General features: G+C 44.5%; 11 protein-coding genes. 9 read left to right on the forward strand and 2 right to left on the reverse strand.

All coding sequences use genetic code 11. The features are described from left to right. Positions 1-43: 43 nt before the first annotated feature. From ABQ275_RS02415 to ABQ275_RS02425, 3 genes are read left to right on the forward strand one after another with little or no spacing between them, the layout of a single operon-like run. Positions 44-1,006 (forward strand): SUMF1/EgtB/PvdO family nonheme iron enzyme, encoded by a 963-nt coding sequence (locus ABQ275_RS02415; RefSeq protein WP_349316676.1) that lies wholly within the window; start codon positions 44-46, stop codon positions 1,004-1,006. 28 nt (positions 1,007-1,034) lie between these two features. Further along, a complete protein-coding gene (locus ABQ275_RS02420) occupies positions 1,035-2,393 on the forward strand; it encodes a Gfo/Idh/MocA family oxidoreductase (RefSeq protein WP_349316677.1) in 1,359 nt (452 codons plus the stop codon). A 41-nt stretch (positions 2,394-2,434) separates the two neighbouring features. Next, complete coding sequence (locus tag ABQ275_RS02425) at positions 2,435-6,211, forward strand: glycosyl hydrolase 2 galactose-binding domain-containing protein (RefSeq protein ID WP_349316678.1); 3,777 nt, start codon at positions 2,435-2,437, stop codon at positions 6,209-6,211. Here the strand turns inward: ABQ275_RS02425 and ABQ275_RS02430 are convergent. Continuing rightward, positions 6,194-8,194 carry an NPCBM/NEW2 domain-containing protein gene (locus ABQ275_RS02430; RefSeq protein WP_349316679.1) on the reverse strand — a complete coding sequence of 667 codons (2,001 nt, stop codon included), beginning with the start codon at positions 8,192-8,194 and terminating at the stop codon, positions 6,194-6,196. The genes ABQ275_RS02425 and ABQ275_RS02430 overlap by 18 nt on opposite strands. A gap of 32 nt (positions 8,195-8,226) precedes the next feature. Then, positions 8,227-9,006 carry an SGNH/GDSL hydrolase family protein gene (locus ABQ275_RS02435; RefSeq protein ID WP_349316680.1) on the reverse strand — a complete coding sequence of 260 codons (780 nt, stop codon included), beginning with the start codon at positions 9,004-9,006 and terminating at the stop codon, positions 8,227-8,229. A gap of 326 nt (positions 9,007-9,332) precedes the next feature. Here ABQ275_RS02435 and ABQ275_RS02440 point away from each other — a divergent pair, with 326 nt between their 5' ends. From ABQ275_RS02440 to ABQ275_RS02465, 6 genes are all read left to right on the forward strand, one after another. Then, positions 9,333-10,994, forward strand: a complete 1,662-nt coding sequence (locus ABQ275_RS02440) for a glycosyl hydrolase family 28 protein (RefSeq protein WP_349316681.1) — start codon at positions 9,333-9,335, stop codon at positions 10,992-10,994. Next, positions 10,984-11,166 carry a hypothetical protein gene (locus tag ABQ275_RS02445; protein WP_349316682.1) on the forward strand — a complete coding sequence of 61 codons (183 nt, stop codon included), beginning with the start codon at positions 10,984-10,986 and terminating at the stop codon, positions 11,164-11,166. The genes ABQ275_RS02440 and ABQ275_RS02445 overlap by 11 nt, the downstream gene beginning before the upstream one ends. Positions 11,167-11,200: 34 nt before the next feature. Then, positions 11,201-13,363, forward strand: coding sequence for a PQQ-binding-like beta-propeller repeat protein (locus tag ABQ275_RS02450; protein WP_349316683.1), 2,163 nt, complete (start codon positions 11,201-11,203; stop codon positions 13,361-13,363). 74 nt (positions 13,364-13,437) lie between these two features. Further along, complete coding sequence (locus ABQ275_RS02455; RefSeq protein ID WP_349316684.1) at positions 13,438-14,313, forward strand: sugar phosphate isomerase/epimerase; 876 nt, start codon at positions 13,438-13,440, stop codon at positions 14,311-14,313. A gap of 258 nt (positions 14,314-14,571) precedes the next feature. Beyond that, the gene (locus ABQ275_RS02460) at positions 14,572-15,447 is read left to right on the forward strand and encodes a sugar phosphate isomerase/epimerase (RefSeq protein ID WP_349316685.1); all 876 of its coding nucleotides are present in this window, start codon (positions 14,572-14,574) and stop codon (positions 15,445-15,447) included. Between the two features lie 327 nt (positions 15,448-15,774). Continuing rightward, positions 15,775-16,821, forward strand: a complete 1,047-nt coding sequence (locus ABQ275_RS02465; RefSeq protein ID WP_349316686.1) for a Fic family protein — start codon at positions 15,775-15,777, stop codon at positions 16,819-16,821. The last annotated feature ends 42 nt before the right edge of the window (positions 16,822-16,863 follow it).

Genomic DNA, 16,863 nt, shown 5'->3' on the forward strand with positions numbered 1-16,863 from the left:
ATACGCTGCTCACCACTATCTATTGATGTTATAAAAAGATGTTATGAAACTTGCCAGTATACTGGTCATACTTTCCATTTTCTATTATGAGCAGGTGAGGGGGCAATCCACAGCTGATACTTCTTTCAAATCTTATCAGCAAATGATTCCTGGTACGGCATTAAAATTTTCGATGGTACCGGTGCCCGCGGGTAAATTTATGATGGGAAGCCCTGCCAATGCCACTATAAAAGAAGCCGATGAACAACCCGCGCATACAGTTGTTATCAATGCCTTCTGGATGGGTGCTTATGAAGTTACCTACCCGGAATATGATGCATTCGCCAAGGATGAAAATATTTCATTCAACTCACAAGCGGATGGCATGACCCGCCCTTCTCAACCTTATATTGAAATGACCCTGGGCATGGGTAATACCGCCGGTTTTCCCGCAAACAGCATGCAACAGTTTGGTGCCATCATGTATTGCCGCTGGCTGTATCTGAAAACAAATATTTTTTACCGGTTGCCAACGGAAGCAGAATGGGAATATGCCTGCAGGGCAGGGTCAACTACTGCTTATCCCTTTGGAGATAATGCAAAAGAACTAGACGATTATGCCTGGTATGCTGGTAATAGCGGTGGGCGTTATCATAAAACCGGTGAGTTGAAACCGAATGCCTGGGGCTTGTATGATATGTTGGGAAATGTGGCCGAATGGATGCTCGATCAATATGATGAAGACTTTTACAGCACTTCTGTGGACAGTATTTCCCCGGTACGGTTGCCAACAACGAAACATCCGCGTACAGTGCGCGGCGGGCATTACAATGATCAGCCTGATGGATTAAGAAGTGCGGACAGGGTGAAGTCTGAACCTTCCTGGAACAGGCGGGACCCGCAGATCCCCAAAAGCCGCTGGTGGAACGTGGATGCTCCATTTGTTGGATTCAGGATCATTCGTCCGGTACAACAACCAACCCAGGAAGAAGCTGCAGCATTTTTCAAACTATATCTCGGTAAATAATTTTTTAACTGCAAATAATTTTTATGCCATGAATAAAATCTCCAACAATACTATTAACTCGAGAAGGAATTTTGTGAAACACGTGGCTGTAATGGGTGGTGGCTTACTGGCGGCGCCACTGCTATCACAGGCTAATTATTTTTCGGGAGCAGATGATGTGATTAAGATAGCATTGATCGGTTGTGGTGGCCGTGGTACTGGCGCTGCTGTGCAGGCGTTGCTGTCAAAACAAAATGTCCGCCTGGTAGCGATGGCAGATGTGTTTAAAGACAGGATAGACAGTAGTTACAGCTTATTAACATCAGAGCTCAGCGAATGGTCAGGCGGAACGTCCGGCAAGGATAAACTTGATTTAAAGAAAATGATTGATGTACCGGAAGAGAGAATGTTTACAGGCTTTGATGCATATCTGAAAGCAATTGCTTTAGCGGACGTGGTGATCTTGACCACACCTCCCGGTTTTCGCCCGCTTCATTTTGAAGAGGCTGTAAAACAGGGTAAGCATGTATTTATGGAAAAGCCGGTAGCTACCGATCCCGCTGGTGTAGAAAAGGTGCTGGCTGCCGCGAAAATTGCGAAGCAAAAAAAGTTGAATGTGATAGTGGGACTACAACGCCACTATCAGCATTCCTACCTGGAGCTATATAAAAGAAAAGAACTGATAGGAGACATCACCTCGGCACAGGCCTGGTGGAATGGCGACGGTGGCCAGTTACAACCCCGCCGGCCAGGGCAGTCCGAAATGGAATACCAGATGCGTAACTGGTATTTTTTTGTTTGGCTTTGCGGCGACCCTATTGTAGAACAACATATGCATAACATTGATGCGGTCAACTGGTTTAAAGGAGCCTATCCGGTAAAAGCACAGGGAATGGGTGGAAGAGAAGTCAGAAAAGGGAAACAGGCAGGTGAAATTTTTGATCACCATTCAGTAGAGTTTGAATATGCGGATGGCAGCATTTTGAATAGCCAGTGCAGACAAATCCCTAAAACAATGTTCAAAGTAGCAGAATCATTAACCGGCACTAAGGGAAGAATTCACACGGATACGGGCAGGATAGTAACGCACAACGGGAAGGGGTTGTACCAGTTCGATTTTAAACAGGAAAATAATCCGTATCAGACGGAGCACGATAAACTATTTGCCGCCGTTGCTAAAAGCGAATACAAATTTGCCGATGCGGAAAATGGCGCATACAGTACTTTAACGGCCATCATGGGCCGGCTGGCTACTTATAGTGGCCAATTGATTGAATGGGATAAAACGTTGCATTCGGGTCTGAATCTTCAACCTGTCACGTATGAATGGAGTACAGTGCCACCAGTACTACCCGACGAAAATGGTATTTATAAGGGCGCTATTCCAGGTCAAAGCATTTTCATGTAGTACGGGTGCTACACCGTTTTTATTCAAGTAAAATAGTTTGCATGGAATTTTTTCGGAAGATTAAATTGTTAGGAATCCTATTGATATTAACAACGCCTGTCGGTCTGACTGCCGGCGCATTAGATAACCTTCCGGATTCGCTTCGAGTATCCAAACAAGCGGATAAGGAAGGTAGACAAGTGATACTGCTCAGTGGAGATGACTGGTGGATTCATGAAGGAACAGGTGCCGGCTTACCGGAAGGCAACGGCTGGATACCTGCTTCTGTTCCAGGCAATATCCAGTCTGACCTTGAAAACCAGCATCTTCTTGACCCGATTACTTATGGAGATGGAGATCCTCGGCTGACAGAGGTTTGCAGAAAGGATTGGTGGTATAAGAAAAAATTTATAGCCCCGGCCGGTTTTCCCGGCAGAAGAAACGTAATTGTATTTGATGGGGTTGATTACAGTTGTGAGGTGTGGCTGAATGGCCAATTAGTAGGTAAGAACGCAGGCATGTTCAGGCGGTTTGAATTCGATATTACATCGGTCATGATACCTGGTAAAGAAAATATACTGGCGGTAAAGCTGGATAAAATGCCTGATGAAATACTTCCCTACCTCCTGGGCGCAGATGGAAAGAACAGTGGAGCGGGAACTGATTATTTTTTTCTGAATGGCATAAATAAAACCCGTCAGGTACTAAAGGATCTCAAAGCACCCACCAATTTCGCCTGGGACTGGGGCCCTGCCATCTGGACGCTGGGGATATGGAAAGATGTGCGCATCGAAACAACCGGCGCCTCCAGGATAGTATGGGCGCAGGTAAAATCCCGGTTGACGGATGCGTATAAAAATGCAACCATTACCGTTAATCTTGATGTAAATACGATAGCCAGTTCCGGTAAGGGACAACTGAAACTATGCATCAGGGGGAATGGCGCCGATCAGCAAAGCACTGCTGACATCCGCCTGGAGAAAGGAAATAGCACGGTAACGGGAAAGCTGCGGCTGCAGGACCCCGCTTTATGGTGGCCCAATGGCCAGGGCGCGCAACCTTTGTACCACGTAACAGCTATATTGTTTGGGGAAAACGAGGAAATACTGGATTCCGTTTGCACCCGTATCGGTATCCGTGAATTAACGTGGGGTGAGGTGGAAGGTGCGCCTGCAAACGTGCCGCAGGATGCCACTAAGGCGCCGGGGCTTAGCAGGCCGAATTTATTGTATGTGAATGGAAGGCCCATCAGGATGATAGGCGCTAACCTACAGCAGCCTGATCTGTTGCAGGGTAATATTATGAAGAGAGGCCCCCGGGTGCTTGAGTTGGCGCATCATGCCGGTATCAATGCATTAAGGTTATGGGGTGGCGGTGTTTTGCCGGAAAAGATGTTTGATCTGGCAGATGAGCTGGGCCTGATGTTGATACATACATTTCCGCTGGCGAATTCGGTGCCTGAGTCAGACGATGTTTTTGTAAATAACCTCGAGTATACTGCCCGTAATGTTGTCCGGCAGGTAAGAAATCATCCCAGCATCGTTGAATGGTCTGGCGGCAATGAAATGGGCTGGTGGACAGGACTTGATCATAAAGCATTGAATGCCCTGGAACGGTCCGTAAAGGAAGAAGACGGCCGGTTGTTCCGTGCTACAAATCCGGTGCAGGGCGACCGGCACGGCGGATACTTTTATCTGCCATCCATCTACAATTATTACAATGATCTGACTATGACGGAACATTGGGGAAAAGGCCCCATGATGCGGTCTACAGAATATGGTGCAGAAAGCCCTGCAAACCTGGAAGTATGGCAACGCGATATTCCTCCTCCCGATCAATGGCCGATTATTCCGGAACGTGATGCAGAAAAGCGGGTAATGATCCGGAAAAATATATTCCATGCAATGGGCGAAGAGTGGTGGCTGGGGAAAAACGTGATCACTTCCTTATTCGGGGAACCAAAAAACCTGGAGGCAATGATCAATGCAGGACAATTTATCGGGGCCGAAGGTATTCGCTTGGCTTCAGATGCATTTCGCCGGCGGGGCGCTTCACTTGGTGGGATGTTTGCATGGGTACTCAATGAAGGCTGGTCAAACGGAGCCGGTTCCTTTCATATTGATTACGACGGGATACCTTTAATGAACTACTATTTTCTTACAGATGCATTCCGTCCGCTTGCCATATCATTGAAATACTTTTCCATTACTTACCACAAAACAAAAGGTATTGATACGGAACTCTGGATTACGAGTGATCTTCCGGAGCCGTCAGGAAAATTATCCTGGCAGTATATCGTGCGTACCAGCAATGGTAGTGTGGTAGATAAAGGGAGTGGCAAGGCCGTTGTATTGCCGCGACAATCAATCAAAATCAAAGATATTCATATAGCACCTCCTGCCAACCTCGGTCCGCTGTTTGTAGAGTTGAAATTAACCGATGCTACATCGAATGTGCAAAGTGAGCGGGTACATATTTTGGGGCTGGCTGGCGTGGGCAACGTTTTTGCAGGGTTGTTGGAAGATAGCAAAACAGCAGTACCAGGCAAGGCGCCCAGCATCGCAAGCCCCGCTGTTGCCAGTAATTATGCGTATGTCGGAAACGGAGCAAAACCTGCCAGTGCTTCTTCTGTTAGCCTTAACGGATCATTTACGGCTGCTTTCATTAATGATGGAAAATACGGTAATAACAGTGCATGGCTGGCAGATACCCTGCAATCATATTTTGAAATAGATTTAGGGCAGGAGCGCATCATAGGTAGGTTTAAGATTGGCCGTGACCGTACCTTTGAGCAGACTGACCATCCGCTTGGCGGATTGCAGATAGAAACCTCCACAGATGCCAGGAAATGGACCGAGGTGTTTACACATCCAGGGATAGACGATATGACTGTTTATTCGCCGGGCCGTACAGTAGAAATATTAACGGCGCCTTCAAAAGCCCGTTATATAAGAGTAAGAACGGGAAAAGGTGCAGTGGATGAATTTGAAGTATACGCGCCTTTGCCTGTACCTCCGGCAACATTACCTGTTGCCCTCATAGAGGAATTACCGTCCTATATTATACCTGTGAAAAGAACCCGGCTGGAAGCCACAGTTACCACCTTAGCTATAGAAGAAGGAATGGAAAGGCTCCGGGTTTCCCTGAAGAACACCGGAAAAATGACAGCGTTATTTAGTAAGGTAGCGCCTTTGCTGGATTATAGAAATGACCTGCTGCTTGACAATAATTTTATTATTGTTCCTCCCGGAGAAACGAGGAGCATTCTTATAAAAGCACCTGTAAAAACCGGGAGCCGGCTATCTTTATCGCAAACGGGGTGGAAAATATCCAGTTGGAATGCGGATGATGTAATTATCCAGCCTTCTGGAGGGATGCTTTTTTCATTCGGCAGAGTGGATCAGATGAGCAGAGAATTTGACGGATATCATCAGGGAAAAGGCATCGTAGCCGACGGAAAATATGCAGTGACCATATCAGGCCCGCGCCCAGATCCGGCACTGATACCGTGGATCGTAACAAAGCAGTCGGCCTTGAAAAGCATTATAGACCTGCCGCCGTTTGCCACCGGCAAAAGCGCACGTTTATACATCAGTACTGCTGATCAATCTACCACACCGGCGGTTGTTTCAATATCCATAAACAATAGACATTTTTCAACTGCAATGCCTGGCGGACTTGGGAAACAGGATACACTACCTTATCACCTGGCCTATCCTTATACTGCTATTATTGAGGTGCCGGAAGGATGGCTGCATCCTGGTGAAAATGTAATAAAGATCAGCACAGACAAGGGCTGGTTTACATGGGATGCATGCAGGTTAGTGGCAACAGATTAACTGCGCCTGCTGATTTGAAACCTTTATCAGTGCTACTCCCCTGGCAGGTACAGTGGTAGTAAATTCGTTTTGGAAAATGCCCTTGTCTTGCTGCCGCCAAAGATCACGTACTGCCTGGCGTTTACTTTTCTTATCACCTGCCCATTTGTAGGTTACCTCCGTGGGGAAAAGTCCCTGGTTACATAATCCCACCGCCTTGCTGCCATCTTCCAATTCCTTTACCATAACAAAAGTTTCTTTTGTGGAATCGATACCGCTTATTATTCCTGGTTTTCCCAGCCTGTCCTGGTTCACCTCAATTACTTCTGGGTTGCAAAGTATATTGAGTGTAAAGTCATCCAGCTTTTCCATATCTCCACTATAAAATAACGGAGAAGGTAATAAGCACCATAGTGACATAAAAGAATATTGTTCCGTAGGAGATAGTTTGCAAGGTGCATTGCTCAGAAATCCAATCTGCAAATAATCCGGATCATTCCATCCGCCTGGTTTTGACCAGCTGCCATATTCCAGCGCATTTTTAATGGCCACATCGTAAAAGATATCGATGTCCAGACCAAGATCAGCTCCGGTGCGCCACGAGTGGCCTGCTTCTGCCCCCCAGCGCCATACACTATCCATACCATACTGACAAAGATTGAAGATAATATCCCGTTGTTGTTCTTTCAAATATTTCCCCATGTCGCGGAAAGGTTTTTGCATTTGTTCAGAGGTGTAAGGTCCGGGTCCGATTACCTCGCTGTAGGAACACCAGTCATATTTTAAAAAATCAAACCCCCAGTTGGCAAACTGTCTGGCATCCTGTTCTTCATGACCTGCGCTGGCACCGTATCCGCCGCAGGTAGTGGGGCCGGGAGAGGAGTAGATACCGGCTTTTAATCCTTTAGCGTGAATATAATCTGTCATCCCCTTCATGTCAGGAAAATAGGAATTTGGTTGAATATCACCCGCTGCATTCCGCAATGGACCTACCCGTCCGGGATGCCGCACTGCGGTGGCATTCATCCAGCAATCATCGATGTTTACATATTGGTATCCAACATCAGCCATACCATTCTGTTCCATTAAGTCTGCGGCCTTACGCATTTTCTGATCCGTTATATTATCAAAATGTGTATACCAGTCGTTCCATCCCATTGGTGGTGTAAGGGCCAGTTTATCTCCACAGGAAATAGTAAATGCACGGGTATCAGTACCGGCTGCATTTTGAGCTTTCAGCACTACTTTGTAATCGCCGCGCTTTTTTAATGTGCCGGTGATGATACCGGTTTGGTCGTCCAGTGTAAGTCCCGCAGGTAGCCTTTTTGCAGAAAACCTGATCGGCCTGGTACCCGTAGCAGGTATACGGTAAAGAAACGGGCTGCCTGGTCTGCATCCATATACTTTAGGACCGTTGATTTGTGCAACCGGACGGGGTTTAGGGGTCAGTATTACTGCTTTATCTTCCGGTGCGGATATGGCTACTGGATCTTTCCCGCTAATCATAAACCGTGGTTCTGCCCAATCCATCTGCACATAGCTGCTCAGGTCTCCGGCGTTTACAACCGTAAGCACCAGCGTATCAATTCCCCTGATATCAATATCGATATGTTTTGAAGGGTCGCCCAAATCCATCGGACCTGATTCCCACAATTTTTTACCATCTCCGATAACCTTAAAATTTTGTTTGGTAAAAAAAACAATATTGGTGGTATCATCATCTACGCCTACATCAGCTATAAACCTGTCTGCACCACGTGCCAGGTCAATCCATAAGGCGCTCTTGATCCGCGTACCAACGCCATATCCAAAAGTTTTTTTGGCGATAGTCATTTGCTTTTCATCTCCCCGGTGGTATACCCTGGGGACTCCGTAGGTTTGTTTCATTTTGCTGAGATCCAGGGAAGACAGCGGAAATGTTTTGACTGTTTTTTGCGCAGCACCTATTACCGGCAAGAGAAAAGGAATAAGGATTAATCTTAGGCACAAAATATATGCTTTCATTTTTTGCTGGTGTTTGATGTGATATTAAAATGTTAATGCTTCCGGGCAGGTTTAAAAACTTCCTGCCATGCGTTGGCCATGAGTTTCGCGCCCGCCAATGTGGTATGAATACCATCGCCACTCCAGTAAGATGCCGGGGCTTTTTGTTGGGCCTTTTCGAAAATGTGCTGTAAAGGAATGAATGCGGCGTTATATTTCTCTGCTAATTCCTTTGCTACATGCCGGTATTCATCAAATGCCGGAAACCAGGAATCATTTACATGAAAAAGTCCCTTTATTGCAAAGGGTTCTGCAATGATCAGTTTTACTTCCGGTAGTGCAGCCATCGTCCTGTCCAGCAGCTGTTGATAAGCTTCCCTGAATGTGGTGGCATTTCCGGAATGGCTGTCACGCAATTTCATGGAGAAATCATTAACCCCTATCAGTATGCTAAGCACGTTGGGTTTCAGCGAAAGACAATCATTGTCCCATCGGGCAGCTAAATTCTTTATGCCATTTCCGCTGATACCTCTATTGAATATTTGCAGATTTTTTTCTGGATGCTTATCCAGTAATGCTGCCGCAGTAAGGAGCGCATAGCCGGAACCCATCCCTTCAGAATCATTACTGGTCGTTATATCTGTTTTTCTATGCCAGTCTGTTATGGAATCGCCCTGGAAAAGAATGATATCATCCTTTTTTAAAGGAACTCCAGGCAATGCTTTTTCTTCCGGAACAGCAGCTAAAGTAGCGGGAATGCCACTCAATAAGCAGGCGCTTACCGATAAAGATTTAATAAAAGATCGCCTGTTGTTTTCATTATTTTTTTTCATGGTTGATTTTTGGACTCGAAATGAGAATAAATCTTTACAGGAGGATGAAATTGTACCGGTAATTTTCTGTTTGTAAAAGATCGCTTTAGTACACTTCAAATTTATCCGGTCCGGCGCTTTAAAGTTTAAGAATATTATCCTTTAATCTTCATGACTTACCCCAGACTGATCATCATTACTGTATTGGTAAGATCCTGGTGCGTGTAGGTTAAGAAAAGCATAAAAGAAGATAAGTATGTTATAGTTGTAAGACGCCCAAAGTTTACATTTGAAATAATAAGGGATCCATCCCACGTTATCAACATCCAGAGAATAAATTACACGTTATGAAAAGGACTGAATTTTTGAGAAAGACAGCCATTGTCTTTTTTTTAACATTGATATTAACTGCATTGCATGTGCAATTGTATGCAGTCAGTTTCCCGCCGGGAAAAAGAGTTTTTGATGTGCGCGGATACGGCGCCAAAGCAGATGGTAAAACAGATGATGCCATGGCCATTCAAAAAGCTATAGATGATTGTTCGAAGAATAATGGCGGTGTGGTATTACTGGATAATGGCACTTTTTTGTCTTCCGGCATTACATTTAAAAGCAATGTGGAGTTGCATCTTACCGTTAGCGCCTTGTTACTGGGATCTACGGATGCCAGCAAATATAATATCGATACCAAGTTAAGTACCAAGCATCCGATCCGGTCATTGATTTATGCACCTGATTGCGTGAATATCGCGATTACAGGACCCGGTAAAATTGATGGCCAGGGCGATCTCATCAAGGTGAAAACCGACAACGAGCGGCCCGATCTAATTGTGCTTCATGGTAGCAAGGATATCAGGATACAGGATGTTTTTATTACAAATTCCTGCAAGTTTGCCGTATTTGTCTTGCAGTGCGAAAGGTTGCGGGTAGAAGGTGTAAAGCTGGTAAATCTTAAAAATGCCAATAATGATGGATTTGATATAGATGGTTCCAAAGATGTAATTATCAACAACACAAATATCCATTCAATAGATGATTGCATCGCCTTAAAAGCCAGTACCAGAGAAGACGTATGCTCGAACATAGTGATCACCAATTGCATCCTAAGTTCGCGTTGTGCCGCATTCCGGGTGGGACCGGATGCGCTGGCAGATATTGAAAATGTGACGATGAGCAATTGCATTATACGTAATACGGGCTTAAACGGGATCAAGATCCAGGAATCGATGGGCGCTGTTACGCGGAATATGACCTTTTCCAATATTGTGATGGAGAATGTGAAGGGCCCTATCTCTATCCGGCTTTCCGGATGGTCTGCCGGTCCGTATAATGACTCCTGGACTACTTTTGATGACAAAGATTGGGAAAAGGGGAAGCTGCAAAATATCCTTTTCGAAAATATCAGGGCTACAGTTCCCAGAGAATTGGAGATGAAACCGGAGTTTGCCGTTTCTCCTGCCGGCTGGTTGAATATCACCAAACTGAATGTGGGCATCTCTATTACCGGTACGTCGAAAACAAGGCCGCAGGGAATTACATTCAGCAATATTGATATTACGTTTGCCGGCGGAGGCACCGCTGAACAGGCGGCTATCCGGAACGTTCCCGATCTTGAAAGGGACTATCCTGAAATGTATATGTTTGGTGAGCTGCCGGCTTATGGTCTTTATATGCACCATGTTTCCGGTGTGGTATTGAATAATGTGCGGTTCGATCTTAAAAGCGAAGACTTGCGCCCAGCCATCGTTTGTGATGATGTGGATGATTTGGAGTTGACTGGCTTTAAGGCAACAGGCAGCAAAAATGCGGAATCGCTCATCCGCCTTCAAAATAGCAGTAATGTATTTATCAACGGGTCCAGACCGCTCAACAACATCGGCACTTTTCTGCGGGTAGAAGGCGCTAAAAGTAATGATATCAAACTGTCCGGGAATAAACTGAACTTCGCCCGAAAGGCGGTAGAAGTGACTGTAGGCGCCAAATCCGGTGCTGTTTCCTATGAAAAATAATGGCGCCCACCGGATGGGCGACCACATCATGAAAACCAGTAGCCAATGCGTAGTAGGATCGTCATATAACGTGAACGGGCATATTATGGGTAAAAATCCATGCAAAGAGGAGAATATGACGACATTTCATGATTATGTATTGAGTACTTTAAAGGTGGCTTTTAAAATGTAACAACTCTCAGGAGTTGATGATTAAATGTAAACGTATGAAATTCACTAGTTACAGATTTCTTCTGGGCATATCATTGATATCTATTATTAATTCCTGTACCTCTGGTAACGAGTCCGCCTATACGGATTGGAAGGTGGCGGGAGGAACCAGGGCGGCCACCCATTACTCATCACTCGACCAGATCGATACCTCGAATGTGGGCAAGCTGAAAGTGGCTTGGACTTATCTCTCGGAAGGTGGTGATAGTACGAAGTTTGGCCCGATGCAGTGCAACCCGATCATTATTGATAACGTCCTATACGGCGTTTCTCCCAAATTGAAGTTGTTTGCTGTTGATGCGGCTACGGGCATAGAAAAATGGAATTTTGATGCCACGGATACGGCCGTTAATAAAACCTGGCCGCGGAATAGCGTTAATATGAACAGAGGCGTGGCCTACTGGGAAGAAGGTGATGATAAAAGAATCATTTTTACCGTAGGATCGGTGGCATTTGCCGTGAATGCTGTCACCGGTCGACTCATTCCCTCTTTTGGTCAGGATGGTGGTATCAATCTGAACAAAGGACTTGACCGGGATGAAAAGACAGTTTTTGTTGCCCCTACCTCACCAGTGATGATCTATAAAAACCTGTTTTTCCTGAGTGGACTGGTAGGAGATGAAAGCCCCGGACATATCCGCGCATTTGATGTGAAAACGGGCGAGCAAAAATGGATCTTTCATACCGTACCTTATCCTGGAGAAGCGGGATATGAAACCTGGGAAGACACGACTGCCTATAAATTTATGGGCTCTACCAATAGCTGGGCAGGGTTTAGCCTGGATGAAAAAAGAGGAATTCTTTTTGCGCCCACCGGCAACCCGACAAATGATTTTTACGGCGGACATAGACTGGGGAAAGGCCTGTATGGCAACTGCCTGTTAGCCTTGGATGCTGCCACGGGTAAATTGCTCTGGCATTTTCAAACCGTACATCACGATGTATGGGACCGGGATGTGCCTACGCCGCCAGCACTCATTACCGTTGTACGTGATGGTAAAAAGATCGATGCCGTAGCGCAATCTACCAAGTCAGGTTACATCTTTATGTTTGAAAGAGAAACCGGTAAGGAAATATTTCCCATTGAAGAAGTACCCGTGCCTACTGATACCCGGTTACAGCAAGAAGTATTGTGGCCCACCCAACCAGTACCTACCTTGCCCAAACCGTTTGTGAGACAAAACTTTAAGGAGTCAGATCTGAATACGCTGGTCAGCGATTCTTCTTTCGCCGATATAAAAAGAAGGTTCAATAGCTATCGTACAGATCATATGTTTGCTCCTCCATCCGTAGAGGGAACGCTTATTTTTCCCGGATATGATGGTGGTGGAGAATGGGGTGGACCTGCTGTAGATCCTACCACCAATCTGCTGTATGTAAATGCCAATGAAATGACCTGGGTGCTGAACATGGTACCGAGCAAGCCCGATAAAGAAAAGGTCAGAACAAACCTGGAGGCAGGCGTGGGCATATACACCCAGCACTGCATGGGATGTCATGGCCCTGAACGCCTGGGTGCAGGCGACTATCCCGGTTTGATAGGAGTAGAGAAAAAATATTCTACCGAAGAGTTTGTGCAGTTAATCTCTACAGGAAGAAGAATGATGCCGGGATTTAATAACCTGTCGAAAGAAGAGAAGAATGCGGTGGCTTCTTTCATCCTGGACTTGAAATCGGAACAACCAAAAACATATACCGGACCTGCTCAAAAGCAGGATGGACCTCCAAAAGCATTGTATGGCTTTACCGGGTATAATAAATTTTTAACCAAGGAGGGGTATCCTGCGATCAATCCGCCATGGGGAACGATCAGTGCTATTGATTTAAATACCGGGGAATTGGTGTGGAAAGTGCCGTTCGGTGAATTTGAGGAGCTGAAAGCGAAAGGCGTACCTGTAACAGGCCGTGAGAATTATGGTGGACCCGTAGTTACCGCAGGTGGTTTATTGTTTATTGGTGCTTCTGCTGATGGTAAATTCAGGGTCTATAATAAAATGACCGGAAAAATATTATGGGAAACAGATCTTCCGGCGCCGGGTGTAGCTACGCCATCTACCTACACGGTGAATGGTAAACAATATGTAGTGATTGCCTGCGGCGGATCAAAGTGGGGCGGAAAATCAAGTGATGCATATGTCGCCTTTACGTTGTCTGAATAACAGGGATGGTTGCGAAGATAAAAACATATCTTTCTGATACCCCCTTTCCACATTTTTAATATTAATAACAAGAAATGAAAAAGAATAGTGTTTACGCTTGTTTAATTGGTTTGGCAACCCTTCTTTTTACCGCCTGCAATGGCCCTGAAAATAGTGGTAGTAATGGAGAGAAAGCAGGTGCACCCTTGAAGATGGGGCTGGCACTATATTCTTTCAATAATATTCCTTTTGCAGCTGCTATAGAGAAGATCGACAGCGGTAAAATAAAATATATAGAAGGGTTTTCCTTTTATAAGCTGGGAGAAGGATACGGTGACTCCACGATGGGCTCACTTTCAAAAGAAGGCATCCGCAAAATGAAAGACCTGATGCAGCAGCGGCAGGTAAAAATGGTGTCCATGTTTGTGGGCGGCGGAAATAATCTGGAAGAGTGGAAACAAACCTTTGAAATGGCCAAAGAATTTGATCTGGAATTCGTTACCTGCGAACCTGTAATAACGCAATTGGATATGATCGACAGTCTGGCGGGTGTATATAACATCAAAGTGGCTATTCATAATCATTGGAAAGGTATCAGTGTTTACTGGAATCCGGATACCCTTTTAAGTATCATTAAAACACACAAGAATTTGGGCGCCTGTGGAGATCTCGGGCATTGGGTAAGAAGCGGCCTCGATCCGGCTAAATGTCTGGAAATACTGCAAGGGCATATAATGGGCCTTCATCTGAAAGATGTAGACCAGATCGGAAAGGCAGAAGCTACCGCAGATGTGCCAGTAGGTACTGGTGTAGTGGATTTTACAAAAGTAGTGGCGGAATTAAAACGGCAGGAATTTAAAGGAGTAGTATCCATCGAATGTGAATTCAATTTTGGTGAAAATCTATCTGCCATTGTTAATTCCATCAACTACATGGATGAATTGAGTGCGGATAAAACGAGTGATAAATAGCACGGCGTCGCATAGCCTCTTGCGGTCTGAAGAGGTGCATTTTGGTTAATAATTTATGATAAGAGGCGAATATCATGATATTTCCTTATCATGTATTGACTATTTTTATGCTTGCTTTTAGGGAAACAGTTCCCTAAAAGCAGGTGATAGCATATAGACGGGGCCTATCTTCGGATCGATGCGGAGATCAAAAACGGGCATATTGCTTGTCATCTTTCTGCAACAGTATTTCAATATTTTTAATATTAATAATAAGAGATGAAAAAGAATAGTATTTACACGTGTTTAATTGGCCTCGCAACCCTTCTTTTTGCCGCCTGCAATGGCCCGGAAAATAGTGGCAATGACGGCGATAAAACAGGCGCCTCCTGGAAGATGGGAGTGGCACTATATTCTTTCAATAATCTTCCCTTTACAGCTGCCCTGGAAAAGGTAGACAGTGGTAAAATAAAATACGTGGAAGGATTTTCTTTTTATAAGCTGGGAGAAGGATACGGTGATACCACTATGGGGACGCTTTCAAAAGAAGGCATTCTCAAAATGAAAGACCTGATAGCGCAGCGGCAAACAAAAATGGTATCCATGTATGTTGGCGGAGGAAATAATGTGGAAGAATGGAAACAAACCTTTGAAATGGCGAAAGAATTTGAACTGGAATATGTTACCTGCGAACCTTTATTAGCGCATCTGGATATGGTCGATAGCCTGGCAGGTGTATATAATATAAAAGTGGCCATTCATAATCATTGGAAAGGCATCAGCCTTTACTGGAATCCGGATTCTTTATTGAGTATCATCAAAACGCACAAAAATCTGGGTGCCTGTGCAGATATCGGTCATTGGACAAGAAGTGGTCTCGATGCGGCCAAATGTCTTGAAACACTGCAAGGCCATATACTGGGTCTTCACCTGAAGGATGTAGACCAGGCAGGAAAAGGAGAAGCTACCGCAGATGTGACAGTAGGCACCGGTGTAGTGGACTTTACAAAAGTAGTAGCGGAATTAAAACGGCAGGATTATAAAGGAATGATATTCGTGGAATGTGAACATAATTTTGGTGAAAATCTACCGGATATCGTTAATTCTATGAGCTACATTGATAAATTAAGTGAGCAAAAGACGAGTGATAAATAATGCAGATCCGCACTACCTTTTTACGATCTGTAAATATTGAATTGACTGCTTGACAAGGTACGATAAACCGCCATTCGATAACCTTTGGCTTAAAATGAAAAACCCGCGATTTATCGCGGGTTTTTTTAATGCTATGCGGAGCGAAGGGGACAACGTTCGAACCAGTTTACCACTGATTTGGAGAAAATAAACCAGTTGATGACGTTAATTACATATTGAGAAATATTGGTAATTAATAATTTAATTGAGTACAATTGGGTAATTTTGTGGGTATATTGGGCTAATTTATAAATAATCGGGTATAATTGGGTAATTTTATGGGTATATATGATAAAGACTACAGCCATAAATATCACCGCCGAGGTGCTTTCCCTAATTTCAGAAATTGACGAATTTAAAGGTGCATGGCGCGCCTTAGGGCAACTGGCACCAGAACATCTCACTTCATTAAAGCGGGTTGCTACAATTGAAAGCATAGGGTCATCAACTCGTATTGAAGGAGCGAAATTAACCGATCAACAAGTAGAAAAATTGCTTGGGAACTTAGCTATAAAACAATTTACATCTCGCGATGAAGAAGAAGTTGCCGGATATGCAGATGTAATGAACCTTATTTTTGAAAATTACACATATATCCCGCTAACTGAAGGCTACATTCAGCAACTTCACCGGGAATTATTAAAGCATAGTTCCAAAGACAATTGGCATCGGGGGAATTACAAAAAATCACCGAATCACGTTGAAGCTTTTGATCAGGATGGTAAAAGCCTGGGTATTGTATTCGAGACCGCCAGCCCATTTGATACCCAATTACGCATGCAGGAACTTGTTAGCTGGACTGTTAATGCTATTGAAACGAAAGAACTTCATTCGCTTTTAATAATATGTATTTTTATTGTGGTTTTTCTTGCTATCCATCCATTTCAGGATGGTAATGGTCGGTTATCGCGCATTCTAACAACAGTTTTTCTATTACGGGCAGGGTATGTATACGTGCCATATAGCTCTCTGGAAGCCGTTATTGAGCAGAGTAAGGAAGGATATTACCTTGCTTTAAGAAGAACACAAGGCACATTAAAAGCTGAAAACCCAGACTGGATGCCCTGGATATTATTTTTTCTACGCGCACTTCAGCAGCAGAAAGCCCGACTGGAAATTAAAATTGAACAGGAAAAGCTTCTTTTAGGACAGCTACCGGAATTATCTATAGAAATACTTGAACTGGCAAAATCCAGAGGCCGTGTAACAATCAGTGAAATTGTTGTTTTAACAAAAGCCAATAGGAATACTATAAAAAAACACCTGGAAAGTCTCGTTTCTGCTAAGCACCTACAACAACATGGCGCCGGACGTGGTTCCTGGTATTCTATGTAAAGTGAATGCTGCCTATCCGTGATAACAAGCTATCCCCATTTA

Origin of the sequence: Chitinophaga sp. MM2321 (genome assembly GCF_964033635.1) — a bacterium.
Taxonomy (GTDB): Bacteria; Bacteroidota; Bacteroidia; order Chitinophagales; family Chitinophagaceae; genus Chitinophaga.

Coding starts and splice junctions, on each gene's coding strand:
- ABQ275_RS02445 (WP_349316682.1), top strand. CDS start 10,984: ATGAAAAATAATGGCGCCCACCGGATGGGCGACCACATCATGAAAACC.
- ABQ275_RS02465 (WP_349316686.1), top strand. CDS start 15,775: ATGATAAAGACTACAGCCATAAATATCACCGCCGAGGTGCTTTCCCTA.
- ABQ275_RS02440 (WP_349316681.1), top strand. CDS start 9,333: ATGAAAAGGACTGAATTTTTGAGAAAGACAGCCATTGTCTTTTTTTTA.
- ABQ275_RS02415 (WP_349316676.1), top strand. CDS start 44: ATGAAACTTGCCAGTATACTGGTCATACTTTCCATTTTCTATTATGAG.
- ABQ275_RS02435 (WP_349316680.1), bottom strand. CDS start 9,006: ATGAAAAAAAATAATGAAAACAACAGGCGATCTTTTATTAAATCTTTA.
- ABQ275_RS02420 (WP_349316677.1), top strand. CDS start 1,035: ATGAATAAAATCTCCAACAATACTATTAACTCGAGAAGGAATTTTGTG.
- ABQ275_RS02425 (WP_349316678.1), top strand. CDS start 2,435: ATGGAATTTTTTCGGAAGATTAAATTGTTAGGAATCCTATTGATATTA.
- ABQ275_RS02430 (WP_349316679.1), bottom strand. CDS start 8,194: ATGAAAGCATATATTTTGTGCCTAAGATTAATCCTTATTCCTTTTCTC.
- ABQ275_RS02460 (WP_349316685.1), top strand. CDS start 14,572: ATGAAAAAGAATAGTATTTACACGTGTTTAATTGGCCTCGCAACCCTT.
- ABQ275_RS02455 (WP_349316684.1), top strand. CDS start 13,438: ATGAAAAAGAATAGTGTTTACGCTTGTTTAATTGGTTTGGCAACCCTT.
- ABQ275_RS02450 (WP_349316683.1), top strand. CDS start 11,201: ATGAAATTCACTAGTTACAGATTTCTTCTGGGCATATCATTGATATCT.